Genomic DNA, 25,673 nt, shown 5'->3' with positions numbered 1-25,673 from the left:
AGAACCGACATGGGGAGCATCCGAGTGGGCCGCCCCCAGGCGAAGCCCGATACGCCCTCCCACGTGCGCGGACTGCACCAGGGCAACAAGGGCCCGTACAAGCACCAGACCGGACACCACAAGGACGGCAGTTCCGACGCCCGCCGCTCCACCGGTATCCACTGGAAACGGCATGACGCCCTGGTGAAGGACATGCCGAACATCTCGCCGGGATGAGGGAGCAGACAGTGACAGTCATGAACATGGCCATGCGAAGGAGAAGGCCCGTGCGGGCGGGGATGTCGGGACGGCAGCTGCTCGCGGCGCAGGCCGCGGTGGTCGGCAGTCTCGTGGCCGCCCTGTTCGTCAGGGAACTCCCGGGCATCCTGCGGGAACTGCGCATCTACCGGATGACCGGTGGGCTGCGCGCCAACCGCCGGTACCCGTGAGCTGCTCGTGCACGAGCTGTCGATCGCGACCGCGATCGTGGAACAGGCCGAGGAGATCGCCCGCGCGGACGGGGCGGACCGTGTGACAGCGGTGACCGTCCGCGTCGGCGAGCTGGCCGGCGTCGTACCGGACGCGCTGCACTTCGCCTTCGAGGTGGCCCGCGACGGCACGGCGCTCGCCGGGGCGCGGCTGGTCGTGGAGCAGGTGAGCGCGCATGCGTGGTGCGGCGGGTGCGCCGAGGAGTTCGCGGTCGGCATGCCGCCGTTCTTCTGGTGCCCGCGCTGCGACCGGCCCTCGCAGGAGCTGCGCAGCGGGCGCGAGCTGGAGATCACGGCGGTCGAGCCGGTGCCGGCCCCGTCCTGACGGGGCCGGTCCGCTCGACAGGTCCTGCGCTCAGCAGATCCGGGGCAGCTGCTCCCCGAGCGGCAGGTCCACCACCCGGGTGCCGCCGAGGCCGGTGGCGACGACGACCATGCCCGGGTGGTCGGCCACGCACTCCCCGATGAGGGCGGCGCCGGTGCCCTGCGGGTGCGCCCGCATCGCCGCCAGGACCGCCTCGGCGTGCTCCTGGGGGACGAAGGCGACGAGCCGGCCCTCGTTGGCGACGTACAGCGGGTCCAGGCCGAGGAAGCCGCAGGCGTTCGCGACCTCCTCCGGAACCGGGATGGCCCGCTCGCGCAGCCGGACGCCGGTGCCGGAGGCCCGGGCGATCTCGTTCAGGGACGCGCCGAGTCCGCCCCGGGTCGGGTCGCGCAGCACGTGGAGGTCCGGCGTGACCGCGAGCATGGCCGCCACGAGGTCCGCCAGGGGCGCGGTGTCGGAGGCGATCTCGACGCCGAACTCCAGGCCCTCGCGGACGCTCATGACGGCCACGCCGTGCAGCCCGATGGGGCCGCTGACGATGACGGCGTCGCCCGGCCGGGCGCGCTGCGGGCGGATGTCGACACCGTCCGGTACGAGGCCCACGCCGGCGGTGGTGACATAGACGCCGTCGCCGTGTCCGGACTCGACCACCTTGGTGTCGCCGGTGGCGACGGTGACGCCCGCCGCCTTCGCCGCCGCGCCGACGGCCTGCGCGATGCGGCGGACGACGTCCAGTGCCACGCCCTCCTCCAGGACGAAGGCGGTGGACAGGTAGGCGGGCCGGGCGCCGCTCATCGCCAGGTCGTTCACCGTGCCGTTGACGGCGAGGTCGCCGAGGCTGCCGCCGGGGAAGAACAGCGGCCGTACGACATAGGAGTCCGTGGAGAAGGCCAGCCGGGCCCCGCCCAGGTCGAGGACGGCCGAGTCGGTGAGCGCGGCCAGGGTGGGGTTGCCGTAGGCGGGGGTGAAGACGTCCGCGACGAGTTCGGCGGACAGGGCGCCGCCTCCGCCGTGGCCCATGACGACGACCGGCTGGTCGCGCAGGGGCGCGGGACAGGTCCAGTTCGCGGGGTCGACGGCCGTTTCGGTGGCGAGGTCAGCCAACGGGGTTCATCTCCTCCTGCTGGGACCGCGGCATGCGGGAGCCCTGCGGTGCCGGGGCGTTCATGCGGCGGTACAGGTAGTAGGCCGCGCAGGCGCCCTCGCTGGAGACCATGGTCGCGCCGAGCGGGGTGCGCGGGGTGCAGCCGGTGCCGAACGCCTCGCACTCGGTGGGCTTGATCAGGCCCTGCAGCACCTCGCCCGCGCGGCACACGGCGGGTTCCTCGGTGCGGATGCCGGCCACGTCGAAGCGGTGTTCGGCGTCGTAGGCCCGGTAGGCGTCGGACAACCGCCAGCCGCTGGCGGGGATGCGGCCGATGCCGCGCCAGTTGCGGTCGCCGACCTCGAAGACCTCCTCCAGCATGCGCAGGGCCGCCGGGTTGCCCTGCTCCTGTACGGCGCGCGGGTAGGCGTTCTCCACCCGGTGCTCGCCGCGCTCCAGCTGGTGGACCGCGCGGCGGACGCCTTCGAGGATGTCCAGCGGCTCGAAGCCGGTCACGACGATCGGCACCCGGTGCCGGTCGGCCAGCTCCGGGTATTCGGCGGTGCCCATCACGCTGCACACGTGCCCGGCGGCGAGGAAGGCCTGCACCCGGCATTCGGGTGCGGTCATGATGGCCTCGATCGCGGGTGGGACCCGCACGTGGGAGACCAGCAGGCTGAAGTTGTCCAGGCCGAGGCGGCGGGCCTGGTGGACGGCCATGGCGTTGGCGGGCGCGGTCGTCTCGAAGCCGATGGCGAAGAACACGACCTGGCGGTCCGGGTGCTTGCGGGCGAGGTCGAGCGCGTCCAGCGGGGAGTACACCACGCGGACGTCACCGCCCTCGCCCTTGACCCGGAACAGGTCGCGGTCGGTGCCGGGCACGCGCAGCATGTCCCCGAAGGAGCAGAAGATCACCTCGGGGCGGGCGGCGATGTCCAGGGCCTTGTCGATGACGTCGAGCGGCGTGACGCACACCGGGCAGCCCGGGCCGTGGATCAGTTCCACCTTCTCCGGCAGGAGTTGGTCGATGCCGTGCCGGATGATGGAGTGGGTCTGGCCGCCGCAGACCTCCATCAGCGCCCACGGCCGGGTGACCGTGGCATGGATCTCGTCCAGCAGCCGGCGCGCGAGGTCCGGGTCGTTGAACTCGTCGAGGTACTTCACCGGGTCTCACTCCCGCTCTCCTGCCGGGCCGCCTGTTCCCAGGCGTCCCCGAACTCCTCCTCCAGCAGCCCCAGTTGCCCGAACAGTTCCAGGGACGCCCGGGCCGACTCCTCGTCCAGCCGCTGCAGGGCGAAGCCGACGTGGACGATGACGTACTCCCCCACCCGGACATCGGGCAGGTATTCGAGGCACGCCTGCTTGCGCACCCCGCCGAAGTCGATCATCCCGGTCAGGGGGTCGGCGCGATGGTCGATGGACACGACCTTGCCGGGCACTGCCAGACACATGGGTCACTCCGTCTCGTGGTTGTTCGCTGTTCCCGCGACCATGAGCTGACCGAGCGCCAACCCGCCGTCGTTCGGGGGTACTTCGCCGTGCCGCAGGACCGTGAGGCCTGCCGCGGTCAGCCGTGCGGTGCACTCCCGCTCCAGCAGGCCGTTGGCGAAGACGCCTCCGGTGAGGGCGACCGTGGTCAGGCCGGTCTCGGCGCGGGCGCGGTGACAGACCTCGGCGACGGCCGCCGCGACGCCCCGGTGGAAACGGGCGGCGAGGACCGGTGCGGGGGTGCCGCGCCGCCGGTCCTCCAGGAGTGCGCGCAGCATGGGCGCCGGGTCGATGTCCCGCTGCCGGGCGATGCCGAAGGGGTACGCCACCTCGTCCGCGTCCCGGGCCTCGGCCGCCGTCGCCTCCAGCTCCAGCGCCGCCTGCGCCTCGTATGCGGCCCGGTGACAGACACCGACGAGGGACGCCACCGCGTCGAAGAGGCGGCCCATGCTGGAGGTCGGCACACATGCCGCCTGCCGCTCCAACTGCCGCCGCAGCACAGCGCGTTCGACGTCCGTGCAGGCCTGCGCGCTGGGCAGATCCGGCTCCCAGGGCACACCCGCCGCCCACAGCCGGGCCAGCGCCAGCCGGCACGGGTTGGCCACACCGGCGTCCCCGCCGGGCAGCGGGGCGGGAGTGAGGTGGGCGTAGCGCCGGTAGCCGGTGTAGTCGGCGAGCAGGATCTCGCCGCCCCACACGCTGCCGTCGTCGCCGTACCCGGTGCCGTCGAAGGCGACGCCGATCACCGGGGCCGTGCCGTCGAGGCCGTGTTCGGCCATCGCGGAGGCGATGTGGGCGTGGTGGTGCTGGACCAGCCGCAGGGAGCCGTCCGGCAGGTGCGCGGCGCGCCGGCGGGCCCGGCGGGTCGAGTGGTAGCCGGGGTGCCGGTCGGCGGCGACGCGGGCCGGGTTGACTCCGGTCAGGCGGGCCAGGTGCCGTTCGGCGCGCTCGGCGGCCTCCAGGCCGGCCAGTTCGCCCATGTCACCGATGTGCGGCCCGAACCAGGCCTGGTCGCCCTCGCCCAGGCACAGTGCGTTCTTCAGGTCGCCGCCGACCGCGAGGACGGGCCGCACCGGAACCGGGAGCCGCACAGGGCGGGGGACGTAGCCACGGGAGCGTCTGAGGACCTGTTCGGTGCCGTCGGGGCGGACCCGCAGCAGGGAGTCGTCGCAGGGCGAGGCGATGGGCCGGTCGTGGGCGAGCCAGGCGTCGGCGAGTCCGGCGAGCCGGGTCAGCGCCTCGGCGTCGTCGGTGACGATGGGCTCGCCGGAGCGGTTGCCGCTCGTCATGACCAGGACCCGGGGGCCGGGCGGATCGCCGGGCAGCCCGAACAGCAGGGTGTGGACGGGGGTGTAGGGCAGCATCACGCCCACGTGCGGGCTGCCCGGACAGACCTGGCCGGCCAGGCGGAGGCCGTCTGCCGGGGTGCGTCTGCGGAGCAGGACGATGGGGCGCCGGGTGCTGGTCAGCGCGGCCCGTTCGGCGGCGGAGAGGACGGCGAGCCGTTCGGCGGTGCCCAGGTCGGCGCACATCACCGCGAAGGCCTTGCCGCCGCGTTCCTTGCGGTCGCGCAGCGTGGCCACGGCCCGGGCGTCGGTGGCATCGCAGGCCAGGTGGTAGCCGCCGAGGCCCTTGACGGCGACGATCCGCCCGGCGGCCAGCAGGGCCCGCGCCGCCGCCAGGGCGTCCGCGTCGCGGGCCGGCCGGACGCCGAGTCCGTCGGCCGGGACCAGGGTGAGCCGCGGGCCGCAGTCGGGACAGGCGACCGGCTGGGCGTGGAAGCGCCGGTCGCCGGGGTCGCCGTACTCGCGGGCGCAGGACGGGCACATCGGGAAGCCGGCCATGGTGGTGGCCGCGCGGTCGTACGGCATCGCGGTGGCGATGGTGAAGCGCGGGCCGCAGTGGGTGCAGGTGACGAAGGGGTGCCGGTGCCGGCGGTCGGCCGGATCGGCCAGTTCCCGCAGGCAGTCGGGGCAGGTGGCGGTGTCGGGCGGGAGCTGGGTGCGGCCGGCGGCCCGTTCGGTGGAGCGGATGGCGAAGGCGCCGGTGTCGCCGGTCGCGGGCAGGACCCTGTCCTCGACGGCGGTGACGGTGGCGAGCGGCGGCGGCTGCTCCGCGAGCAGGACGCGGAAGCGGTCCACCTCCGGCGCCGGGCCCTCGATCTCGATGTGCACGCCGTCACCGGTGTTGCCGACGAACCCGGCCAGTCCGAGCCCCGCGGCGAGGCGGTGCACATACGGCCGGAAGCCGACGCCCTGCACGGTGCCCCGCACGGTGAGGACGCGGCGCACCGGTCCGGTGGCGGGGGCGGTCATGCGACGGGAGCGGGCGCGGTGTGGTGGTGGCCGTGCGGATGCGGGGCCAGGGGCGGCCGGTGCGGGACGCCGTTCCGGGCGGCGAGGGCACGCTCCAGGAGGGTGCCGACTCCGGCGCCGGTGCGGGCGCAGGACCGTACGATCTCCACGCCCGGGTTGACCCGGTGGACGTTCGCACGGAAGACCGCCTCGTCGAAGCCGGCCGGCTCGGCGAGGTCCGTCTTGGTGATCACGACCAGATGGGCGGAGCCGAAGGCGGTGGGGTACTTCAGCGGCTTGTCCTCGCCCTCGGTGACCGCCATCAGCACGACCCGCAGGGTCTCGCCGAGGTCGTACGCGGCCGGGCAGACGAGGTTGCCGACGTTCTCCACGAAGAGCACCGCGGTGTCCGGCGGCAGCCAGCCGTCCAGCCGGGCGCGCACCTGACGGGCCTCCAGGTGGCACAGCCCGTCGGTGAGCAGTTGCTGGACGGGGGCGCCGGAACGGGCCAGCCGGACGGCGTCGTTCTCGGTGGCCAGGTCCGCGGTCAGCGCGGCCACCGGCACGCCCTGCTCCACCGCGCGGGCCAGGACCCGCCCGAGGAGTTCGGTCTTGCCGCTGCCGGGGCTGGACAGCAGGTTGACGACGGTCACGCCCTGCCGGGCGAGGTCGCCGCGCAGGTCCGCGGCCAGGTCGTCGTTCTTCGCCAGAACGGCCTGCTTGACATCGGACCGGCACATGGGCGCTGCTCCTCGGATACGACGGCGGAGCCCGGACCGCGTCCCTGTGGCCCGGGCTCTCCCGATCTTCCGCTCAGCCGACCGTCCTGCCGGGCAGCGCAGCCGGGCGCGGGGGCCCGGATTCCATCGGGCGGCCCAACGGCGGCGCGGGTGCGGCGGGATCGGCGAGCAGGACCGGGACCAGGGTGTGCAGCGCGTCGACGGCCCGTCGGACGGCTTCCCGTACCGGTGTGCTGAGCCCCGGCAGCAGGTCCTCGTCGCCGGCCGGCAGCACCTGCGGCTCGCAGGCCAGCACGAGGACGCGGGGCAGCGGATCCTCGCCGAGGTGCGCGGCCAGGGCCAGCACCTTCGCCGGGTCCATGCCGTGGGCCTCGGGCACGACGGTGCCGTCGGGCGGTTCGGCCTCGATCAGCGAGAGGGTGCCGGGGCGGTGGCCGCGCCGCGCGGCGTCGACCAGCACGGCGGTGTCGTATCCGTCCAGCAGGGCGTAGGCGAGGTCCATGCCGCGGATGCCGTAGTCGTGCACCCGCGCCTCGCACGGCAGCGGGCGCTCGCCGAGGGCGCGGACCACCTCGGGGCCGAAGGCGTCGTCGCCGAGGAAGATGTTGCCGACACCGGCCACCAGCAGGCGCGGCGTCAACGGACGTCACCGGCGGGCAGTGCCAGGGGGCGGACACTGCCGCCGGGCACCTTCCGGACGAAGGCCGACCGCAGCGCGTGGTACGGGGCTTCGGGATCGAAGAAGACGGCGTGCATACGGGCCAGTTCGACCTGCCGGTACTTCGCCAGCGGCCGTGCCTTCTCGTCCGAGCGGCGGGCCGCCGCCTTCTCGGCGATGCGCCGGGTGATGTTCGGCGCGGCCGCGACGTCCGCCGCCATCCGCTCGACCTCTGCCGCGAAGTCCTGCGCCCCGGTCGGCAGCAGCCGGTCCACCAGCCCGATCCGCTGGGCCGTCGTGGCGCTGACCGGCAGCGCCTCGGTCGTCAGCCGGTGGGCCGTGTCCGCTCCGACGCGGCGCGGCAGCGTGTACGTCCAGAACTCCGAGCCGTACAGGCCCATCCGCCGGTAGTGCGGGTTGAGGACCACGCCCGTACGGCACCAGACCTCGTCGGCGGCGAGGGCGAGCATGGCGCCGCCCGCCGCCGCGTTGCCGGCGAGCGCGGCCACCACCAGCCGGTCGGTGGTGCGCAGGACCGCCTCGACGAGGTCGTCCATGGCGTTGAGGTTGGCCCAGGACTCCTCGGCCGGGTCGGCGGCCGCCTCGATGACGTTGAGGTGGATGCCGTTGGAGAAGAAGTCGCGGGCTCCGCCGAGCACCAGGACCGACGTGCGGCGGGCGAGGGCCGACTCGTAGGCGGCGAGCAGCCTGCGGCACTGGTCGGTGCTCATGGCCCCGCCGGGGAAGGAGAAGGCCAGGAAGCCGACGTCACCGCGCTGCCGGTAGCGGATGTCGGTCCAGGTCCGGCGGTCCGGGGACAGTTCGAGCGGGAGGGGGGAGGCCGCGAGCCGGAGGGAGGGCTGGTACGAGGCGAGCACGGAGGCGGCCGGGCGGCGGAAGGGCGCCGGGTCGCCGGAGTTCTTGCGCGGGCGGAGTTCCGGGATCCACACGGCGCCGTCCCGGGTGGCCCGGCAGACGGCGCCCGCCCGGGTCGCCAGCAGGGCGCCGGGGCGGCCGCGCAGCCGGTCCTCGGGGTGCCCGCCGTGCAGGAACACCTCACGGCCGAGGAGTTCGTCCAGGACGCCGGGCTGTGAGTCGGCGCCGCGGAGCTTGCGCAGGACCGTTTCGGTGTCGTCCCGCTCCCAGTCGATGCGGCGCCGCTCCTGCCGGAAGGCGTCGCGCCACACCACGCTGATCGAGTCGTCGGTCTGCGGCTGGGGCTTGTAGGAGCCCTCGGCGTAGCGCCGTACGGCGGTGAGGACGGCGGTGACGGCGGCGTCGGAGGCCTCGTTGCGGTACAGGTCGCTCTTGCCGACGGGCGCCACCGGGAACGGCTCCGCCGCCCAGATCGCGCCGGCGTCCATCGCCGCCTCGGCCTGCAGGACCGTTACCCCCCAGGTGGCCGCGCCGTCGGCGATGGCCCAGTCCAGGGAGGACGGTCCCCGGTCGCCGGGCGGGCCCGGATGGACGATCAGGCAGGTGTGTTCCCGCCATACCTCCTCGGGCAGGGCCGTCCTGAGCATCGGTGCGATGACCAGCTCCGGGCGCAGCTCGCGCACGGCTGCGCGGACGGGATCGGCACCCTGTGCGGCGAGGACGACGTCCACGCGGTGCCCGAGATCCGACAGTTCGGCGTACACACGCTGGGAGAGGCTGTTGAACGCGCTGGCGACGAGCAAAATGTCCATGACACGGCATGGTCGTCCCTGGCCGGGGTGCCGTGAAGAACCGCCGCGCGGTTTTGTCCCCCTCTGTCAGGTCTCTTCCTCCATACGGATCGCCTTGCGCAGGTCCTCGAAGGCCTGGCTCCCGTCGTCGGAGTGGGCCTCCAGCAGGGCCCCGGCGATCGCGTCGAGCTTGCGCTGGATCGCGTGCTCGGCACGCATCTCGGCGTTCTTCAGCAGCGCCAGGAGCAGCAGGGTGACCGCGGTCATCGACTCGCCCGCGAACAGCAGCAGCTCCATCCGCAGGTGCGCGAGGTGGGCGGCGGCGAAGAAGCCGACGAGGAGCAGGCAGAAGAGGAAGAACACCGGGGAGCTGGTGAAATTGGAGGCGTACTCCGCGAACTGCTCGAAGCGGCCGCGGCGCGCCCCGCCGCGGTGCACGGGATTCTTGAAGGTCATGACCGGGCCCTGTCCCTCGTCCGACGCAACCGCCCCCTCGGCCGGCGCAACCGGCTCACCGGCCGCCGGCCCCTCACGCGGCGGCCCGGGCCGCGGCCCGCATCCGATTCAGCGCCCCCATGCCCAGGCCCCCTGCGCCCGCGGCGTACGCGCGGCTGAGTACGGCTGAGGCCGTGCGCTCCGGCAGGACCGGGCCGAGGGCCCGCAGCAGGGTCGTGCGTGCGGCCGGCAGGGCGGGCACACCGCACGTGGCGGCTCCGGCGAGCAGCAGCCCGCCCGCACCGAGCCGCTTCGGCGCGGTCATGATCTCGTCCCGGACGGCGGCGCTCTCCTTGTGCTGGGCCGGCCGGGCCGCCGCGTCCCCGACTCCGCCGACCGCCGATGTCTCGTCGCCTCGCGCGCCCATCGCCTTCTCCTGCCTCCCGTCGCCCGGACCGACCGCCACCGGCGAACGACCCACGGACCAGCTCCGCAGTACCCCTGCGGGGGCGTACGACACGGGGCCGGTCGGTCATGTCGGACCGGGTGGGCCGGTGGGCCAAAGGGGGCAAGTGGGCCAGGTGGGCCTCGCGACTCCCGCTGGGCCTGTGGGTCGGGCTGGACGGGCCAGGCCGGCCCGGTGGGCCGCTACGACGACTCGCACCAGGCCCGGGGGGCGGACGCGACCCGCGGTCGGACTGGGCGAGGCCGGGTGGGCTGTCAACGTCTGGGGTGGGATAGTCCCGCAGGCCCGGCTGCCCCACAGGCCGCGCTGGACGGGCGGGCCGGGCTGACACGGCGGGTCGGGCCGCTGGGCGCTTGGGGCGGGTGTACGTGTTCAGGCGCGGAGGACACGGCCCGGTGCCAGCGGGTCCAAGGGGTGGTCGAGGCGCAGCTCGGCGACGAGTGTGCGGCGCGGACCCGGCCCGGCGGAAGCAAGGACCCCGGCGGCCAGGGCGTCGCCCGGTCCCAGCCGATCCACGAACCGGTCGAGGCGCAGCCCGGCCACAGGGTGTGCGGCAGCGGACCCGGCCCGGCGGAAGCAGGGGCCCCGGCGGCCAGGGCGTCGCCCGGTCCCAGCCGATCCACGAACCGGTCGAGGCGCAGCCCGGCCACAGGGTGTGCGGCAAAGGACCCGGACCGGAGGACGCAGGGATCCCGGCGGCCAGGGCGTCGCCCGGTCCCAGCCGATCCACGAACCGGTCGAGGCGCAGCCCGGCCACGGAGCCGGCCCGGTGGAAGCAGGGGCTCAGGCGGCCAGGGCGTCGCCCGGGCCCAGCCGGTCCAGGAGCTGGTCGAGGTGCAGCTCGGCCACGGGAGCGAGAAGGTCGGGGTGGCGCAGCAGCGCGGCGGCGCGGCGGTCACCGTCGTCGGGCGCGAGCAGGCGCCGGAACTCCACCGGTGCGCCCGAGGCGTGCTCGCCGTCGGCGAGTGCGGCGACGGCCAGCCCGGCCAGTTCCGGATCGGTGAGCAGGCCGGCCGCCCAGCTGGCGACCACCTCGTCCACCCAGGTGCGCCAGGCCCAGTCGTCCGCAGGGCCGTCCTCACCGGAACGCTCGGTGCCGGTGATCCAGTCGAGGCGTGCGGCACCGCCGGGACCGGCCATCGTGACCAGGGCCGCGTCGATCTCCGTCGGGTAGCGCAGCCACGCGGCGACGGTCACGGCCTGCCGGGCCTGCGCCTCGCACAGGGCGGAGGCCAGCGCGCCGCCACTGGGCGGATAGGCGACCGTCAGCCAGCGTGCCGTCGCGGCGATGAGGGGGGACAGATCAGTGAGCACAGCCGGGCCGTCCGAATGCGTGGGGGAAGGGGAACAGGGGCTCGTCGCAACGGTAGCCCGGCGCCGGGCTCGACAGGGAGGGGGTTGCGAAACAGGTCATATGTGGCATTGCCCACGTCAGGCGGGGCATCGCGACGCCGGCCCGGCGGACGCCGCCCCGTCTGCGGAGCCCGGTGCCCCGTGCGGCTCCTTGCGCGCGTGTCGCCGTCCCGGCCCGGGGAACTCGATGCGGGCCCCGGTGCCGACTGTGTCCGGGGAGGCATGGGAGGTCTCATGACGACGGACGCCGAGCGGTACGACGAGCAGGGCGACGTTCCTCTCGGCGGGTATGCCGCCCTCGTCTCCGTCTTCACGGCGGGCGCCGGCACCTTCGCGGTGCTGGCCCGTCGCCGGGGCGTCCAGCTGCCGGACGAGGTACCGCCCTGGGACGTCGTACTGATGGGCGCGGGGGCGTACAAGGCGTCCAGGCTGGTGACCAGGGACAAGGTCACGAGCGTTCTGCGGGCGCCGTTCACCCGCCGCGCGGACGAGGGCGAGGCGAACGAGGTCATCGACGAACCGCGGGGTCGCGGGCTCCGGCGGGCCATCGGCGACCTGCTGTCCTGCCCGTTCTGTACCTCGGCCTGGGCCGCCGGCACCCTGGTGTGCTCGTACGCCGCGGCGCCGCGGCTCACCCGTCTGGTCTGCGGGGGTCTCGGCGCGCTGACCGTCGCGGACTGGCTGCAGTACGCCTGGGCATGGACACAGCAGACCGAGCAGAGGGAGCAGACGCAGGGGAGCTGAGCGGTGCCCAGCCCGGCGATTCCTGCGCGGCAGTGGCCGTAGTCGCTACTCGTCGTCCGACGCGGCGCTCACCTCGACGTCGAGCACTCCCTCGTCCTGGAAGAACTCCGACGCCAGCCCCGACGAGTCCCCGGCGCCCTCCAGTTGCAGCAGTACCCGGGCCGCGTCGTCCGTGCGGCCCGGCAGCCGTTCGACCTTGACCCCCACGATCCGGAAACCGCGCCGGGTGCAGGTCTCCATCAGGCGCGGCAGCAGTGCCGCTCCGGTCCGGTAGGTCAGGCGCGCCTCGAAGGTACCGGCGGCGGTGCCGGGGATCAGACGGGACGTGAGCAGCGGATAGCCCCGCACCACCAGGAAGTGCAGGGCGGTCACCGCCAGCGCGAGGATGGGCAGTCCGCCGCCGCAGGCCATGCCGACCGCACTGGTCAGCCAGATGGTGGCGGCCGTCGTCAGGCCCCGTACGGCGTCCCGTCGTACGAAGATCAGGCCGCCGCCGATGAAGCCGATGCCGGACACGATCTGCGCCGCGACGCGGGAGGGGTCGAAGGAGACGTTCTCCAGCCCGAGCACCGCCGTGAAGCCGTGCTGGGACACCTCCATCATCAGCGCGCTCGCGGTGCCGACCAGGGTGTGGGTGCGCAGTCCCGCGCTCTTCTGCTGGGCCTCCCGTTCCCAGCCGATCAGACTGGCCAGCAGCAGCGCCAGACCCAGCTCGCCCAGCTGCCGCAGTCCCTGGCCGTTGTGCACGTCCCACAACGGCGCCGCCAGCCCCGTCCCTATCATGCACACCTCACATCTCGCTCCGCCGATGTCCGGTCGTTCGATGGTCCGCCGCCGACGCCTACCCCGCGAGGGGACCGCGACTCCACCGGGGCGGACACCGGCCGCGGCCCGGGTAACCGGCCGCGGCAACCGGGTACTCGGCATGTCCGGGTACCGGACGGGTCGAGACCCGCGCCTCACCCCCGGCGAGGGACGTACCACACCGTCAGGACTTCGTGCGGAAGGAACCGGGCTCATGCGGCACGACGAGATGATCGGAAAGGTGCAGGCACTGGCCCAGCTGCCGGACCGGGGTTCGGCCGAACGGGCCGCGCACGCCGTCGTCAGCACGCTGTCGGAACGGCTGCCGTCGGGGCTGGCCCGGCACGTGGCCGCCCAGCTGCCGCCCGACATGGCGGCGGCCATGCGGGAGGCGGCCGACGCCTCGGCCGCCGCCGACTCCGGCGCGGCGGGCGAGCGGTTCGGGCTGACCGTCTTCGCCGGGCGCATCGCCGACCGCGCGGGCACCGACGAGGACACCGCCCTGCGGGAGGCCGCCGCCGTCATGGAGGTGCTCGACGCGGCGCTCGCCCCGGAGCTGACCGAACGGATGGCCGGCGCCCTGCCCGCCGACATCCGTGACCTGCTGCCGGTGGGCCGGGCGACCGAGAACGCCGAGAGCAGCGAGAGCACCGGCCGCGCGGGCGGGCAGGGCTGACACCGGCGCCGGGCCGGCACCGGTGAAGGGGTTCGGGCGCCCCACGCCCGGCCCGTGCGGCGTGACGTGTGCCGCGGTGCTGGTTCAATCTGTGTGCCGGCGCCCGCCGAGGGCAGGCGTAGCAGTGACGCCCCCCATACCCCGCAAAGGTGCTCCATGGCCTTCTTCGCCCTTTCCCGGCACCAGCCGCTGGTCCTGCTCTCCTCCACCGACCTGGCAGCCGAGTACGACCGGCTGATGACCGAGAACCAGCAGCTGCAGCGCGCCGTGTCCTCGCACGCCGTGATCGACCAGGCCATCGGAGCCGTGGTCGTCCTCGGACGGATCGCTCCGGAAGAGGCCTGGCGGGCGCTGCGGGACGTCTCCCAGCGCACCAACACCAAGCTGCGGACGGTCGCCGAGCACATCCTCCAGTACGCCCGCGGCGGGACGCTCCCCGAACCGGAGCGCCTCGAACTCGGCAGGGCGATCGCGCGCTACCGGCGGTGCGCCGACCTGAACGACGCTCCGGCGACGGGGGACCCGACGGCGGATCAGTGACGGCCCGCCTGCGTACGGTTCGTACGGCGCAGTCGGCGGTGCCTGCTGTGGCGGGCGGCCGGAGGCCGCAGGATCCACCGGTCCTCGACCTGGTCCAGCCCGTACAGCAGGATGCTGAGGACCGGAAGCAGCAGTACGGCGATGGTGATCACTGGCGGATCCCTCTCTGCCGGCGGCACTTCCCGGGTGCCCCGCCCGCCACCGCCCACCCGGGGCGGTTGTGAAAGTCCTGTGACCGCCCTCTCTCCGGTCACATCCGCCGGCCGGACTCCGTCAGGACGGCGGAGGACGGAGTCGACCGGGAGCCAGGGGGTCACCCGGTGGAGGTCTACGAGGCGAGTCGGTGTACCACCGGACGGCCGCGGTCATCGTGTCGCCTCCGGAGGAACTGGTCCTGTTCGCGGGTGTGTCGATGGGCTTCGCGGACCCGACGGCGCCGTACGCCCGCATCGACCGGGCACCGCTCGGGGAGACGCTCACCTTCCTGGACGACGGTGCCGGCGGCGCACCCCCGGGTCGGCATGCCGCGTCGCGGACACGGCTCGCCGCGCGCCGAAACGTCGCCGTCCGGTGGACACCGCGCGCGGGCGCATTCCGCGCGCTCCGCCCGCCACCTGCGCTTACGGTGCTGTACATGTGACCGACCGTCATCACGGTGACGGAGAGGAGCCTGAATCGGTGGAGGGCGATGGGCGTCGGCGAGCGGCCGCAGCGGGCAGCCGACGCCGCGGGAGGCAGGTACTCGGCAGCCGGCCGGCGTACTCGGTGCGGATCCCGGCTCCCCCGCGGCCCGGACCGGAGCCGGTGGCCGAGCGGACGGTGCCGTGGCTGCGGGTCGGGGCGGCCTACGCCTGGCGGCTGATCCTCGTCGGGCTCGCCGTCTACGGCGTCTTCAGCATCCTCGGCAGTTTCCAGCTCATCGCCGTCGCCCTCTTCCTCGCGCTGGTCGTGACCTCGGTCCTGCGCCCGCTGACGGACCTGCTCAGCCGGATCCTGCCCCGGCCGCTGGCCGTCGCCGTGACGCTGGTGGGCAGTGTGCTGCTCCTGCTGGGGCTGCTGGCCCTGGTGGGCAACGCCGTGGCGGGCGAGTCGGCCCGGCTGGCGGGTGAGTTCCGGGGCGGGGTGCACCGCATCGAGGAGTGGTTGCAACGGCCGCCGTTCCGGATGAGCCCCGGCCGGCTGTCCGAGCTGGAGAACCAGGTGACGCACTACATCACCGCGCACCGGTCCAGCCTGCTCAGCCGCGCCGTCAGCGGGCTGAGCCAGCTGGTCGAGCTGGTCGCCGGGGGCGCGCTGGCGCTGTTCGCCTCGGTGTTCTTCATCTACTCCGGCGAGCGCCAGTGGAGGTGGATCCGTGACCAGCTGCTGCCGAGCGGCGCCCGTACGGCGTGGGACCGGGCGGGGCACGCGGCCTGGCGGGCCTTCGCCGGGTACACGCGCGGCATCATCATCGTGGCCGCCACCAATGCCGTCCTCGTCGGTGTCGCGCTGCTCGTGCTGCGGGTGCCGCTCGCGCTGCCGCTGACGTTGCTGGAGTTCTTCGCCGCGTTCGTGCCGCTGGTGGGCTCGCCGGTCGCGCTCGGCGTCGCCACGGTCGTCGCGCTGGCCGGACGCGGGCCGATCACGGCGGTGGCGGTGCTGGGGCTGATCGTCGTCATCGGCCAGCTGGAGGGGCATGTGCTGCATCCGCTGGTGATGAGCTGGGCCGTGCGGCTGCATCCGCTCGTGGTCGCGGTCTCGGTGATCGCCGGCAGCATCGTCGCGGGCGTGATCGGTGCGGTGGTGGCCGTGCCCCTGGTCTCGGTCGTCTGGGCGGTGCTGCGCGCCCTGCGCGCGGTGCCGCCGTGACGAAGAGCGCCGCCACCGTCGTACCGCTCAGCGCAGAGCCGCCGCCACGAGGCCCCTGATCTCCTCCTCCGACACGCTTCCGCCGTTCACCAGCCGGTCGAAGATCAGGCCGTCGACACAGGTCAGCAGCGTCACCGTGCGTTCCTCCGGGTCCGCCACGCCCTGGGCGGCGAGAAAGTCGCATGCCGCCTGCCGCGCCCGGTTCTCGCGCGGCAGCAGGATCTCGCGCAGTTCGGGATGACGCGCGCTCTCGACCGCACACGCGTAGCGCGCCAGGGAACGCCTGCGTCCCTCCCCGGTGAGCCGCGCCGCGGCGAACTGCGCCAGACCGGCGACCATGTCACCGACGGTGCGCGGCACCGGAATCCGGGCTCCGATCTCCTGCAGCTCGCCCTGGTCGAGTGCCACCAGGCGCCGGACCAGGGCGGTGAGCAGCGCCTGACGGGTGCGGTAGTAGGCGGATGTGGTACCGGCAGGCAGCCCCGCCGCCCGGTCCACGGCGCGATGCGTCAGCCCTCGCATACCGGTGTCGGCGAGCACGGCGATGGCCGCGTCGGCGAGGACAGTACGTCGATCCGTTGGCATGCCCTCTTTCTACACCTCATTCCACCTCCCGCTTCTACACCTGTAGAGCACGCGGGGTAGGCGGGGGTAGGATCTTCTACACCTGTAGAAGACGAAGGGGGACCGGCATGGGCGGCACGGCGGTGGTGGTCGGCGGCGGAATCGGCGGGCTGGCGGCGGCGATCGGTCTGCGCCGGATCGGCTGGGACGTCACGGTGGTGGAGCGGGCCGCCACCCTGGCCGACGCGGGGGCGGGCATCTCGCTGCACGCGAACGGGCTGCGCGCCCTGGACGCGCTCGGCGTCGGAGCGGCCGTGCGTGCGGCGGCCCGGCCGCAGTACAGCGGCGGCACCCGCACCCCTGGGGGACGCTGGCTGGCCCGGATGGACGGCGCCGCCCTGGAACGGGCGCTGGGCACGCCGATCGCCGGTATCCGGCGCGCGGTCCTGCACCGTCTGCTGCGTGCGGCCCTGCCGGCCGAGTGCCTGCGCATCGGGGTCACCGTGCCCGCACTGGCCCGGTCGGCCCCGGACCGGGTGGAGGTGCCGGTCGGCGACGGCGTTGTGGACGCCGACCTGGTCGTCGCGGCCGACGGGGTGGGCAGCCGGCTGCGCGGACTGCTGTTCCCCGGCCACCCCGGCCCGGTGTACGGCGGCTCGACGGTGCTGCGGGCCGTCACCACCCGGCCGCTGGAGCTGAGCGGCGACTTCGAGCTGACCTGGGGCGGGGGTGCGGAGTTCGGGCACATCACCTTCGCCGACGGCCTGGCCGAGTGGCACGCGGTGCTCACCGCCCCGCCCGGGGTCCGCCACGCCGACCCGCTCGGCATGCTGCGCCGGCGCTTCGGCGGCTGGCACGACCCGATCCCCGCGCTCCTCGACGCCACCCGGCCCCAGGATGTGCTGCACCACGACATCCACGAGCTGGTCACACCGTTGCGGTCGTTCGTCGCGGGCCGGGTGGTGCTCCTCGGTGACGCGGCGCACGCCATGACGCCGAATCTGGGCCAAGGTGCCTGTCAGGCGCTGGAGGACGCGGTCACGCTGGCCGCCGCGCTCGCCGCCGAGCCCTCGGTCGGCTCGGCACTGGCCCGCTACGACGCCGAGCGCCGCCCGCGCTCCCAGGCGGTCGCCCGCGCCGCCCGGCAGGCGGGCCGGATGGGCCAGCAGCTGTCCCACCCCCTCGCCGTGACCCTGCGCAACACCGCGCTACGGCTCGCCCCGGCCCGGGCGACGACGCGGGCGATCCTGCGCCACGCCGACTGGACGCCGCCCAGCCTGACACGCCACGGACAGTAGGCGGACCGGAAGCCCACCGCGGTGCGTCCACCGACAGCCCAGTCGCCCCGACCGCCTGGCATGGAGCGGTGTCCGCGGTGGCACCCGGGCGCCGTGCATGGATCGCGAACGACGTGGCAGGCGCTGCGGCGCGAGGTGAGGACTGCGGCGCACGCTGCGGCACGGGCCTGGGCCGGCCCGTGCCGGGAGCGGGATCTGGCCGCCCAGGCGATGAAGGCGGCCCTGGCCGCGTGGCTGGCCTGGGCGGTGGCGGGCTGGTGGCTGCACGCCCCGGTGGCGTTCGTCGCGCCGTGGGTGGCGGTGGTCCTGGTCGAGTCGACCGTGTACCGGTCGATCGCACACGGGCTGCAGCAGCTCGCGGCGATCGCGGCCGGCACGATCGTGGCCACCGCGGTCGCGCTGCCGCTGCACGACACGGTGGCCACGATGGCCGTCGTCCTGCCCCTCGCGATGCTGCTCGGCCAGTGGCGCCGCTTGGGCAGCCAGGGCATCTACGCCGCCACCGGCGCCCTGTTCGTGCTGACCAACGGGTCCGTCACCGTCGCCACTTCCACGGCCCGGCTCGCCGAAGCCCTGTTCGGAGCCGTGGTCGGCATCGCGGTCAACGCCCTGGTCCGACCGCCGCTGTATCTGCGGGACAGCCGGGCCGTCCTCAAGGACGCCACCGAGGAGGCCCACGACATCCTGCGCGCGGTGGCGCAGGGGCTGGCCGAGGGCCGCTGGGACAGGGAGGAGGCCGGCGCCTGGCACGAGCGGGCCCTGCGGCTGCACCGGCTCGTGGAGCAGGCCCGCTCGGCGCTCGCGTGGAGCCGGGAGAGCCTGCGCGGCAACCTGCGCCGCCGGCACACCCGTGCCGCACCACCGCCCGGCAAGGGGTACGACGACGCGATCCTGGTGCTGGACTACGCGGCCGTACACACGGCGGGCGTGACCCGCACGGTGCTGGAGGCCGCGACCGAGGACCGCGCGGCCTCCCGGCCGCCCCCCGAACTCGCCCGCCGCTACGCCGAGTTCCTGCGCCGCACCGCGCACGCGCTGCGGCTCTACAGCCACAGCCGGTTCGGCAGCGAGGCCTGCGACGACGAACTGCGCGCGGCCGTCACGCGGTTGCGCGCGACGCTGGACGAACTGCGCCGGGACCTAGTCCGCTCCACGACGGACGACCCCGACGAGGTCGCCACGTACGGCGTGCTGCTCACTCAGGCACACCGGCTGGCCGATCAGCTGGCCGCCTCGGGCACGTGACCCGGGGCCGGCCCCGGCCTGGCGTGGTCACCGGCGGCCGACGGCGGGTCGGATGCTCTTAGGATGCGCAAGCACTGCAGCACTGCATGGACCACTTGCGGGGGAACGTGTTGAGAGAGTTGGCCTGTGTCGCGCCGGAGGTCCGGGAGCGGCTCGTCGTTCGGTTCGGGGCCGAGGTGCTCGCCTGGTGCGACGAGCTGCCCGTCCTCGTCGGCGAACTCGCCGCTCGCTGGGATCTGCATCCTGTCGCGGCGGGTGGCGGAGGCACCTCCCGCGTGTTCCGCTGCTTGAGGCGTGACACGGGTGCCTCGGTGTGGCTCAAGCTCACGCCGGATCCGGCGATCGCCCGCGAGGAGGCGGAAGCCCTGCGGGCCTGGGCGGACACACCGTCGGTCGTCACCCTGCTGGCGGAGGACGTCGCCGCCGGGGCCTTGCTGCTGGAGAACGTGGAACCCGGAGTGCCGGTGCGGCAACTCACCTGGGACCTGCCTTCGGTCGCGGCTCTTCTCCGGGACCTGCGGGCCTCGCAGGTCTCTCCTCCCGCGCCAGAGGAGCACTCCGTACTGCAGCCTCTCTCACGCCGGATCGACTCCCTGTTCGGCTTGACCGACCGCAGGCTGGCAGCGGCGGCCCCCGGCAACGGCCTGATTCCCCCGGTGGTGCTCGGTCGGGCCCGAGCGGCCGCCCTGGAACTCGCCGCCGGTGGGCCCATGGGACTCGTGCACGGGGATCTCCATCCGGCGAACGTGTTGTCCGGTCCGGGCGCCCGCATGGTGGCGATCGATCCCAGGCCGACGTGGGGCGACCCGGACTTCGATGCGGTGGACTGGGTGCTCGAAGGGGTCACGGGTCTCGCCGAGCTGGAGCGGAGGATCGAGAAGCTGGCGACGCTGGTCCCCGGCCAGTCCCCCGACCGTGTGCTGGGCTGGTGCCGGGCCCTGGCCGCCCTCATCGCGGTTCCCGGGGTGTGCAACGGACGGGACGACGCGCAGACCCGGTTCCTCCTGGCCCTGGCCCGCGGCTGACTCCGCTCGGCGGCCATGGGGCCGACCGGACCGTGATCCAGGGACTGCGGGCTCAGCCGTCCGGTCGCCACTCGAACATCAGGATCGTGGCGTCGTCGCGGAGCCGGCTGTCCCTGGAGTCCAGGAGCGAGTGGATCAGGCGTCTGAGCGTCTCCGGCGCGAGCTCGCCGGTGGCGCTGGCCCTGATGACGTAGTCGGCGAACCGTTCCAGACCGAGCAGTCGCCCGTCGGCCATCCGGGCCTCGGTGACCCCGTCGGTGTGGAGCAGCACCCGGTCGCCGGGCTGGAGCCGCGCCTCGTGCACCTGGCGCCCCCGTGCGGTGAACAGGTTGCGCAGCCCCACGGGCGGATCCGCCTCGCGGGCCAGGGCGTCGGCGACGAGCCGCTGGCCGCGGATCAGCAGCGGTGCGGGATGGCCGCAGTTGCACCATTCGAGGATGCCGGTGGAGAAGTCGAGCTGCGCCATGATGCCCGTGCACGCAGATCGGCGTCGGTGCGCCGGGCGTTGCGACACGCCGCGAGCGCCACCGCGCTGGTCAGCCCGGAGGCGAGGTCGTGCCCCATCGCATCCAGCACGACGGTGTGCAGGGCGGTCGCGGTGAGGGAGTGGTCGAAGGCGTCACCGCCGATGTCGTAGGCGGGTTGGAGGACGGCGGTGGAGACGACGTACGGGTTGCCGACGGTGCGCGGCGGCAGGAAGGCCCGGAGCATCTCGGCGGGCAGGTTCATGGGTTCGGTGCGCGTCCGCCGTACGAAGGAGTCCGTGTAGGTCCGCTTCGAGGTGATCATCTTCGCGAGCAAAGCGGCCAGGGCGCGGCTCTGCCGCACGGACGCCGCGGTGAGCGACTCGGTGTGGACGGCGAGGACGTCTCCAGTGGCGCACCGCCCGAATCTGCCGTCACGTCGTCACCACCAACCCCGAGCGGTCGTCTTCCCAGCAGCCCCGCAAGGCTTGCCGGGCCCCGCAGCCCGGATTCCCCCGGACGAGCCCACTTCCGCGAGCGGGCTCGCCACTCTGACCGGGAGGGGCGGGGCTGAGTAGCCGTACTCATGCGTTCGCCCCGTCGGCCGGGCAGCGTGAGGGCCATGAATCTTCCCGTCGCCCCACCGGCGTTCGACGCCACCAACGGTCCCCGACGGCGCGACCGTGCCGACACCGGTGCCGACATCGGAGCCGGGTGCGGCCTGGTGTTGCTGGAACTGATGGCGCTGGCGTGCGACTTCGGGCTCTGGTTTCTGTCCGGAGTCAGTCTGGACCCGGCCAGGACCGTCAAGGCGGACCCGTTGTGGGGGTATCTGACCGCCGCGGCGGGGGTCGCCGCCTTCGCGCTGGTGGCAGCCCTGGTCGCGGCCCGGGCCGGGGCGTTCGTGACCGTCGTCAGCCAGCTCGTCATGGCCGTCCTGATCACCGTCGTGGTGGCGGCGGGTGCCACCGCGCAGGCCCACGACGACACCTCGGCCGACCACGGCACGCGCGCCTGCCACGCCGCACCCGCCGCGCCGCGCTCGGACGGGGTGCCGCGGGCGGCCGCGCCGAAAAGGAGTTGTCCGGGGCGCAGCACCGCCGCCATGATCGGCCCATGACCTCACCGACCGTCTTCCTGCCGTCGACCGCCACCCACCGATCGGTGCGTGGCCGGCAGCAGCAGCCCGGTCGATCGCGGAGGCCGGCACCCGTCCCCGCATGATGACGGCGCTGGTCGCGGGGCTCCTCGCGGGGTACGGCATCGCCGTGCCGGTGGGCGCCGTCGGGACGTATCTGGTGGCGCTGACCGCCCGTACCTCGTGGAAGACGGGTGCGTGCGCCGCGCTGGGGGTGGCCGCCGCCGACGGTCTCTACGCGCTGATCGCCGTGCTGGGAGGCTCCGCTCTGGCGCACGCCCTCCAGCCGGTCACCTATCCCCTGCGCTGGATCGCCGGCTCGGTGCTCGTCGTCCTGGCCGTTCGCGGCGCGGCACAGGCGATCGCCCACCACCGCCAGCCGCGGCCGGCCGCGCGGAGCGACGCGGCACGGGAGCGCCCCGCACGGGCCTTCATCGGGCTGTGGGGCGTCACGATGATGAACCCCCTCACCGTGCTCTACTTCGCGGCCCTGGTCCTGGGCGGTCAGACCTCGGCGGAGCCGAGTCCCCTGGAGCGGGCCGTGTTCGTGGTGGCCGCCTTCGCGGCGTCCGCCAGTTGGCAGCTGCTGCTGGCCGGCGGCGGAGCCCTGCTCGGCCGGCTCCTGACCGGCAGCCGCGGGCGGCTCTGCACGGCCCTGGCGTCCAGCGCCGTGATGGCCGCGCTCGCCCTTCGCGTGCTCGTCGTACCCGCTTCCTAGCCGGGCCGGTGGTGCAGGTTCAGCCGTTCACGAGGGCCTGCAACCGGTCGAGGGTGCCGTTGAAGCGGTCGTGGTCCCCGACGGTCTTGCCGGACGAGGTGTACTGCCACATCGTGTGGTACGGCCAGCCCGCGGGCAGTGTCCCGGCGGTCGAGGCATAGCGGGCGATCCACAACGGGTTGGTCTTGCCGAAGCCCGAGTAGTTGCCGGTGCACTCGGTCCACCAGTTGGTCGCCGTGTAGATGACCGCGTCCCGGCCGGTGCGGGACTTGTAACGGTTCACGAAGTCACGGATCCAGCTGACCATGGCGCTCTTGGACTTGCCGTAGCAGGAGCCGCCGTACGGGTTCCACTCGATGTCGAGCACGCCGGGCAGGGTCTTGCCGTCCTTGGACCAGCCGCCGCCGTGCTTCACGAAGTAGTCGGCCTGGGCGGCGCCGCCGGCCGTGTCCGGGGTCGCGAAGTGATACGCGCCGCGGACCATGCCCGCCTTGTAGGAGCCGGTGTACTGCTGGGTGAACGAGGGGTTGGTGTAGGACGTGCCCTCGGTGGCTTTCGTGTACGCCCACTTGACGCCGTCGCCCCACAGCGTCGCCCAGGCGACGTTCCCCTGGTAGCTGGAGACGTCGACGCCCTCGATCTGGTTCGCGCGGGCGGGGGCGGGCGTGGCGTCGGGGCCGCTGGCGCGTCCGTCATGGGCGAGGACTCCGATGCCCATGTACGCGGTGCCGCGCGGAGGGACGACCGGGGCCGACGCGGACTGGGCCGCGGGGCCGGACAGGGAGAACAGGAGGCCGGTCAGGACGCCCGTGACGACAAGGCGTGAGCGGCCGCGGGAGAGGGACATGGCGCTTCGCACGAACACCATCTGACACTCGGTCGGGCCGCGGCGCACTTCGGGTTCCGCCCAACGAAGCCATGGCGAACCATGTTTCGTCCGTTCGGGGGTCTCGGGGCGGTTTACGAGTGATACGCGGTGATACGCGAGCGGTAGGGGGGCCGGTCGTGGGAGTCATCAGGAGGCACACCCGCGACCGGCCCCACCGGATCAGCCGTCGATACGGTGCTGGGTCCAGAAGGAGGTGAGGTCGGTGCTCGTGGCGGCCTGGGCGGCGGCCTTGAACTCGGCCGTGGTCGACACGCCGTACCAGTGTGCGGTCGCGTAGTCCTTCATCAGCGTGGTCATGGCGGTGTCACCGAGGACACGGCGCAGGTCGTGCAGGGCGCACTTGCCGTAGCCGTAGACGACGGTGGAGTAGCGCGAGGAGTGCGCGTCCCAGTAGGCCATGGAATTGGTGATCTTCTCGGCGCTGGAGGCCCAGGAGACGCTGTTCCAGCAGTTGGTCCCGGTCTTGCCCAGGGCGAGGTCGGTGGCGTAGTCGGTGAACGCCTCGTCCAGCCAGGGGCTGTTGTACTCGTCGTCGCCGACGATGCCGTACCACCACTGGTGGCCGATCTCGTGGGTGAGGGCGGTGGTACTGACCAGGTCCAGGACGAAGCCGGGGTACTCCATTCCGCCGAACCAGTAGTTGTTGTCGATGACGGCGTCCAGTTCGCCGTAAGGGTAGGCGCCGAAGCGGGCCGCGTGGGCGTCCACGGCGGTCTTCGCGGTGCTGAGCATGGACTGGGCGCTGGAGGAGCTGATGCCCGAGACGGAGTAGACGTTCACCGCGACACCGGCCGACGAGGTCCCCGATATCCTGCTGAACGGCCCGGCGGCCCAGGCGAAGTCACGGACCTTGGAGGCGGTCGCCGTCGTGACGGTACGGCCGCTGGAGCCGGGGGTGTCGGTGGAGGTGCCGGTGGCCGGGACCAGCAGGCCGCTGGGGTGGTCGAGGGTCACCTTGAAGTCGGCGGCGAGGGAGTAGAACGACTCGCCGTTGTTCGTGTAGGGGTCCAGGTGCCAGCCGCTGCCGTCGCGAACCGCGAGGACCGGCAGGGCGTTGCCGATGAAGCTGTAGGCGCCGTCGTGGCCGAACCGGTCGGCGCCGCTGGGCACGGTGATGCCGAGGTCGAAGCCGATGGTGGCGCTCTGCCCCTGGGCCAGCGCGGCCGGCAGGTCGATCTTCAGCGCGGTGCAGTCCACGGAGGGCGCGCCCGCGGTGCCGCCGGTGACGGACGTGACCCGGATCGGCGGGGCGTCACAGGTGCCGTGGTAGTTGTCCCACAGCCTCAGATAGACCTCGTTCAGCGCGGTGGCCGAGGCGTTGGTGAAGGTCACGCTCTCGTGCCCGGTCCATAGGGTGCCGCTGGTGTCACTGCTGAGGCTCACGGTGTACGAGGGCGCGGCCGGGGTGCGGGTGGAGTCACCCGGCGGTGGTGTGGTGCCGCCGGCGGTGTCGAGCGCGATGTCGTCGAGCACGAAGCTCGTCTGGAGGCTGGAGTCCTCGGCCCCGGTGAAGGAGAGGGTGACGGTCTGCCCGGCGTACGCCGACACGTCGACCGACTTCCGTACGTACCCGGTGTTCTCGTCGAGGTTCGAGTAGGTGGCCAGTGTGGTGCTGCCGATCCTGGCCGTGAGCTTGTCGTACGCGGTGGACGAGGTCGTCTCGTCGGTGTCTATGTGCAGCCAGAAAGTGAGGGTGGCCGCATCGCAGCCGGCCGGGATCGTGACGCTCTGGCTGAGCGTGTCCGTGTGGGTGCTGCCGGTACCGTCCAGCCAGGCGTAGGAGCTGCCGCCGTGGGCGGCCTCACCCGAGCGGCTGGTGACGACGGTGGAGGAGGACGTCGACCAGGGCGATGTCCCGCTCTCGAAGCCGCCGTTGCCGACGACCTGCGCCGGAGTGCAGGCGGCGGGTGCCGCGGCCGGGCGGGCTGCGGCGGGCGTGCCGGGGAGTACGAGGGCGGCGACCGCGGCGACGGTGAGCGCACCGGCGCCGAGGGCCTTGTGGGGGGTCGATCTCACACGCTACTCCTTTGGCGGCGGCCGGGATTCCCGGCCTGCTCGATGGCCGCCGGACGGCTGGGGTGAGCCGGGGCGGCCACGGACGGGGCTTGCGCGATCGCTGCACCGAGCGGTGCGCCGCGCCCTCACAGGCATCAGGGCGCGGACTGCCGGACCTTCGAGAGAGTGCCAGATTTGACCGGACCATGCCAGAAGGCGCGGAGTTTTGTGTGAGTCGCGGAGTCATTGGGTGCCGTCCTGGTCGTCGGCCGGCTCGGCGCCTGCGCCGTGGATCCAGCGCTCGCCCAACCCGCCGTGCTCCAGTCGTAGCCGGTCAGGGCGCTCTCGGCGTATGGCCTGCCTGCGGTGGGGAGTTCGGCCCATCCATGCGACTGGGCCGCCCCCTGCGGGGCGGCCCAGCGCGCCTCGGACTACTCCTCGTGCTCACCGCCCGACTTCGACGACTTCTTCGAGTGCTGCGGGTACTCGGGCTTCTCCGGGTGCTTCGGGTACTCAGGCTTCACCGGGTGCTCCGGGTAAGCAGGCTTGACCGGCTTCTCGGGATAGACGGGCTTGACCGGAACCACCGGCTTCTCCGGATACACCGGCTTCACCGGAACCGCAGGCTTGACCGGCCTCTCCGGATACACCGGCTTGACCGGAACCACCGGCTTCTCCGGGTACACCGGCTTCACCGGAACCGCAGGCTTGACCGGCCTCTCCGGATACACCGGCTTGACCGGAACCA

31 protein-coding genes and 1 pseudogene are annotated in these 25,673 nt (G+C 73.5%); 13 read left to right on the top strand and 19 right to left on the bottom strand.

Annotation, left to right across the window (positions count from 1 at the left end):
- Positions 1-9 precede the first annotated feature (9 nt).
- The 3 genes from ABT171_RS08830 to hypA are packed head-to-tail and all read left to right on the top strand — an operon-like array spanning position 10 to position 792.
- Positions 10-216 carry a hypothetical protein gene (locus tag ABT171_RS08830; RefSeq protein ID WP_351241317.1) on the top strand — a complete coding sequence of 69 codons (207 nt, stop codon included), beginning with the start codon at positions 10-12 and terminating at the stop codon, positions 214-216.
- Positions 217-266: 50 nt separating this feature from the next.
- Complete coding sequence (locus ABT171_RS08825) at positions 267-428, top strand: hypothetical protein (protein WP_351241315.1); 162 nt, start codon at positions 267-269, stop codon at positions 426-428.
- A 7-nt stretch (positions 429-435) separates the two neighbouring features.
- Complete coding sequence (gene hypA / locus ABT171_RS08820) at positions 436-792, top strand: hydrogenase maturation nickel metallochaperone HypA (protein ID WP_351241313.1); 357 nt, start codon at positions 436-438, stop codon at positions 790-792.
- Positions 793-822: 30 nt separating this feature from the next.
- On the opposite strand, the gene hypE is transcribed toward hypA, so the two are convergent.
- The 11 genes from hypE to ABT171_RS08765 all read right to left on the bottom strand — a co-directional run bounded on the left by hypE (position 823) and on the right by ABT171_RS08765 (position 10,938).
- Entirely contained in the window at positions 823-1,896 is a 1,074-nt protein-coding gene (hypE, locus tag ABT171_RS08815) for a hydrogenase expression/formation protein HypE (protein ID WP_351241311.1), read from the bottom strand.
- Entirely contained in the window at positions 1,889-3,040 is a 1,152-nt protein-coding gene (gene hypD / locus ABT171_RS08810) for a hydrogenase formation protein HypD (protein WP_351241309.1), read from the bottom strand. Before hypD ends, hypE begins: the two co-directional genes overlap by 8 nt.
- Positions 3,037-3,327 (bottom strand): HypC/HybG/HupF family hydrogenase formation chaperone, encoded by a 291-nt coding sequence (locus ABT171_RS08805; RefSeq protein WP_351241307.1) that lies wholly within the window; start codon positions 3,325-3,327, stop codon positions 3,037-3,039. The genes hypD and ABT171_RS08805 overlap by 4 nt, the downstream gene beginning before the upstream one ends.
- A 3-nt stretch (positions 3,328-3,330) precedes the next feature.
- A complete protein-coding gene (gene hypF, locus ABT171_RS08800; protein ID WP_351241305.1) occupies positions 3,331-5,679 on the bottom strand; it encodes a carbamoyltransferase HypF in 2,349 nt (782 codons plus the stop codon).
- On the bottom strand, positions 5,676-6,398 hold the full coding sequence (hypB, locus tag ABT171_RS08795) for a hydrogenase nickel incorporation protein HypB (RefSeq protein ID WP_351241303.1): 723 nt from the start codon (positions 6,396-6,398) through the stop codon (positions 5,676-5,678). The genes hypF and hypB overlap by 4 nt, the downstream gene beginning before the upstream one ends.
- Before the next feature lie 73 nt (positions 6,399-6,471).
- On the bottom strand, positions 6,472-7,038 hold the full coding sequence (locus ABT171_RS08790; protein ID WP_351241301.1) for a hydrogenase maturation protease: 567 nt from the start codon (positions 7,036-7,038) through the stop codon (positions 6,472-6,474).
- Entirely contained in the window at positions 7,035-8,744 is a 1,710-nt protein-coding gene (locus tag ABT171_RS08785; protein WP_351241299.1) for an enoyl-CoA hydratase-related protein, read from the bottom strand. The genes ABT171_RS08790 and ABT171_RS08785 overlap by 4 nt, the downstream gene beginning before the upstream one ends.
- 66 nt (positions 8,745-8,810) lie before the next feature.
- On the bottom strand, positions 8,811-9,179 hold the full coding sequence (locus tag ABT171_RS08780; protein WP_351241298.1) for a hypothetical protein: 369 nt from the start codon (positions 9,177-9,179) through the stop codon (positions 8,811-8,813).
- A 73-nt stretch (positions 9,180-9,252) separates the two neighbouring features.
- Entirely contained in the window at positions 9,253-9,585 is a 333-nt protein-coding gene (locus ABT171_RS08775) for a hypothetical protein (protein ID WP_351241297.1), read from the bottom strand.
- A 411-nt stretch (positions 9,586-9,996) separates the two neighbouring features.
- Entirely contained in the window at positions 9,997-10,167 is a 171-nt protein-coding gene (locus tag ABT171_RS08770) for a hypothetical protein (protein WP_351241296.1), read from the bottom strand.
- Between the two features lie 240 nt (positions 10,168-10,407).
- The gene (locus tag ABT171_RS08765) at positions 10,408-10,938 is read right to left on the bottom strand and encodes a hypothetical protein (protein WP_351241294.1); all 531 of its coding nucleotides are present in this window, start codon (positions 10,936-10,938) and stop codon (positions 10,408-10,410) included.
- A 273-nt stretch (positions 10,939-11,211) separates the two neighbouring features.
- On the opposite strand from ABT171_RS08765, the gene ABT171_RS08760 reads away from it, so the two are divergent.
- Positions 11,212-11,721 (top strand): DUF1360 domain-containing protein, encoded by a 510-nt coding sequence (locus ABT171_RS08760; protein WP_351241292.1) that lies wholly within the window; start codon positions 11,212-11,214, stop codon positions 11,719-11,721.
- 45 nt (positions 11,722-11,766) lie between these two features.
- On the opposite strand, the gene ABT171_RS08755 is transcribed toward ABT171_RS08760, so the two are convergent.
- A complete protein-coding gene (locus tag ABT171_RS08755; RefSeq protein WP_351241291.1) occupies positions 11,767-12,504 on the bottom strand; it encodes an MgtC/SapB family protein in 738 nt (245 codons plus the stop codon).
- A 235-nt stretch (positions 12,505-12,739) separates the two neighbouring features.
- Between ABT171_RS08755 and ABT171_RS08750 the strand changes: the two genes are divergently transcribed.
- Together ABT171_RS08750 and ABT171_RS08745 are read left to right on the top strand one after the other, a co-directional pair.
- A complete protein-coding gene (locus ABT171_RS08750; protein ID WP_351241289.1) occupies positions 12,740-13,201 on the top strand; it encodes a DUF2267 domain-containing protein in 462 nt (153 codons plus the stop codon).
- Between the two features lie 156 nt (positions 13,202-13,357).
- Entirely contained in the window at positions 13,358-13,741 is a 384-nt protein-coding gene (locus ABT171_RS08745; RefSeq protein ID WP_351241287.1) for an ANTAR domain-containing protein, read from the top strand.
- Here ABT171_RS08745 and ABT171_RS08740 read toward each other — a convergent pair.
- A complete protein-coding gene (locus ABT171_RS08740; protein WP_351241285.1) occupies positions 13,735-13,893 on the bottom strand; it encodes a hypothetical protein in 159 nt (52 codons plus the stop codon). The two genes, ABT171_RS08745 and ABT171_RS08740, sit on opposite strands and share 7 nt — an antisense overlap.
- Before the next feature lie 191 nt (positions 13,894-14,084).
- On the opposite strand from ABT171_RS08740, the gene ABT171_RS08735 reads away from it, so the two are divergent.
- Entirely contained in the window at positions 14,085-14,381 is a 297-nt protein-coding gene (locus ABT171_RS08735) for a nitroreductase family protein (RefSeq protein ID WP_351241283.1), read from the top strand.
- A 38-nt stretch (positions 14,382-14,419) separates the two neighbouring features.
- Positions 14,420-15,589 carry an AI-2E family transporter gene (locus ABT171_RS08730; RefSeq protein WP_503074494.1) on the top strand — a complete coding sequence of 390 codons (1,170 nt, stop codon included), beginning with the start codon at positions 14,420-14,422 and terminating at the stop codon, positions 15,587-15,589.
- A 27-nt stretch (positions 15,590-15,616) separates the two neighbouring features.
- Here the strand turns inward: ABT171_RS08730 and ABT171_RS08725 are convergent, their stop codons facing one another.
- Entirely contained in the window at positions 15,617-16,174 is a 558-nt protein-coding gene (locus ABT171_RS08725) for a TetR/AcrR family transcriptional regulator (protein ID WP_351241279.1), read from the bottom strand.
- A gap of 107 nt (positions 16,175-16,281) precedes the next feature.
- Here ABT171_RS08725 and ABT171_RS08720 point away from each other — a divergent pair, with 107 nt between their 5' ends.
- The 3 genes from ABT171_RS08720 to ABT171_RS08710 all read left to right on the top strand — a co-directional run bounded on the left by ABT171_RS08720 (position 16,282) and on the right by ABT171_RS08710 (position 19,721).
- Entirely contained in the window at positions 16,282-17,451 is a 1,170-nt protein-coding gene (locus ABT171_RS08720) for an FAD-dependent monooxygenase (protein WP_351241277.1), read from the top strand.
- 93 nt (positions 17,452-17,544) lie between these two features.
- Positions 17,545-18,696: an FUSC family protein gene (locus ABT171_RS08715; protein ID WP_503074491.1), complete on the top strand. Its 1,152-nt coding sequence runs from the start codon at positions 17,545-17,547 to the stop codon at positions 18,694-18,696.
- Between the two features lie 110 nt (positions 18,697-18,806).
- The gene (locus ABT171_RS08710; protein ID WP_351241275.1) at positions 18,807-19,721 is read left to right on the top strand and encodes an aminoglycoside phosphotransferase family protein; all 915 of its coding nucleotides are present in this window, start codon (positions 18,807-18,809) and stop codon (positions 19,719-19,721) included.
- Positions 19,722-19,773: 52 nt separating this feature from the next.
- Here ABT171_RS08710 and ABT171_RS08705 read toward each other — a convergent pair whose 3' ends face one another.
- Together ABT171_RS08705 and ABT171_RS08700 are read right to left on the bottom strand one after the other, a co-directional pair.
- On the bottom strand, positions 19,774-20,187 hold the full coding sequence (locus ABT171_RS08705) for a PP2C family protein-serine/threonine phosphatase (RefSeq protein WP_351241273.1): 414 nt from the start codon (positions 20,185-20,187) through the stop codon (positions 19,774-19,776).
- The gene (locus tag ABT171_RS08700; RefSeq protein WP_351241271.1) at positions 20,118-20,549 is read right to left on the bottom strand and encodes a hypothetical protein; all 432 of its coding nucleotides are present in this window, start codon (positions 20,547-20,549) and stop codon (positions 20,118-20,120) included. Before ABT171_RS08700 ends, ABT171_RS08705 begins: the two co-directional genes overlap by 70 nt.
- Positions 20,550-20,807: 258 nt before the next feature.
- Here ABT171_RS08700 and ABT171_RS08695 point away from each other — a divergent pair, with 258 nt between their 5' ends.
- Entirely contained in the window at positions 20,808-21,305 is a 498-nt protein-coding gene (locus ABT171_RS08695; protein ID WP_351241269.1) for a DUF6234 family protein, read from the top strand.
- 100 nt (positions 21,306-21,405) lie between these two features.
- Positions 21,406-22,041, top strand: a complete 636-nt coding sequence (locus ABT171_RS08690) for a LysE family transporter (protein ID WP_351241267.1) — start codon at positions 21,406-21,408, stop codon at positions 22,039-22,041.
- Between the two features lie 19 nt (positions 22,042-22,060).
- Here the strand turns inward: ABT171_RS08690 and ABT171_RS08685 are convergent, their stop codons facing one another.
- From ABT171_RS08685 to ABT171_RS08675, 3 genes and pseudogenes are all read right to left on the bottom strand, one after another.
- Positions 22,061-22,909, bottom strand: coding sequence for a lysozyme (locus ABT171_RS08685; protein WP_351241265.1), 849 nt, complete (start codon positions 22,907-22,909; stop codon positions 22,061-22,063).
- 180 nt (positions 22,910-23,089) lie between these two features.
- Positions 23,090-24,946 (bottom strand): M1 family aminopeptidase, encoded by a 1,857-nt coding sequence (locus tag ABT171_RS08680; RefSeq protein WP_351241263.1) that lies wholly within the window; start codon positions 24,944-24,946, stop codon positions 23,090-23,092.
- A 410-nt stretch (positions 24,947-25,356) separates the two neighbouring features.
- Positions 25,357-25,673 (bottom strand): annotated as a pseudogene (locus ABT171_RS08675) (hypothetical protein); the annotation flags it as partial.

The sequence above is a fragment of the Streptomyces sp. NPDC001851 genome, from assembly GCF_040297165.1.
Taxonomy (GTDB): Bacteria; Actinomycetota; Actinomycetes; order Streptomycetales; family Streptomycetaceae; genus Streptomyces.
Note: the sequence above shows the minus strand (reverse complement) of the source record. Positions and strands in the feature narration are given on the sequence as shown.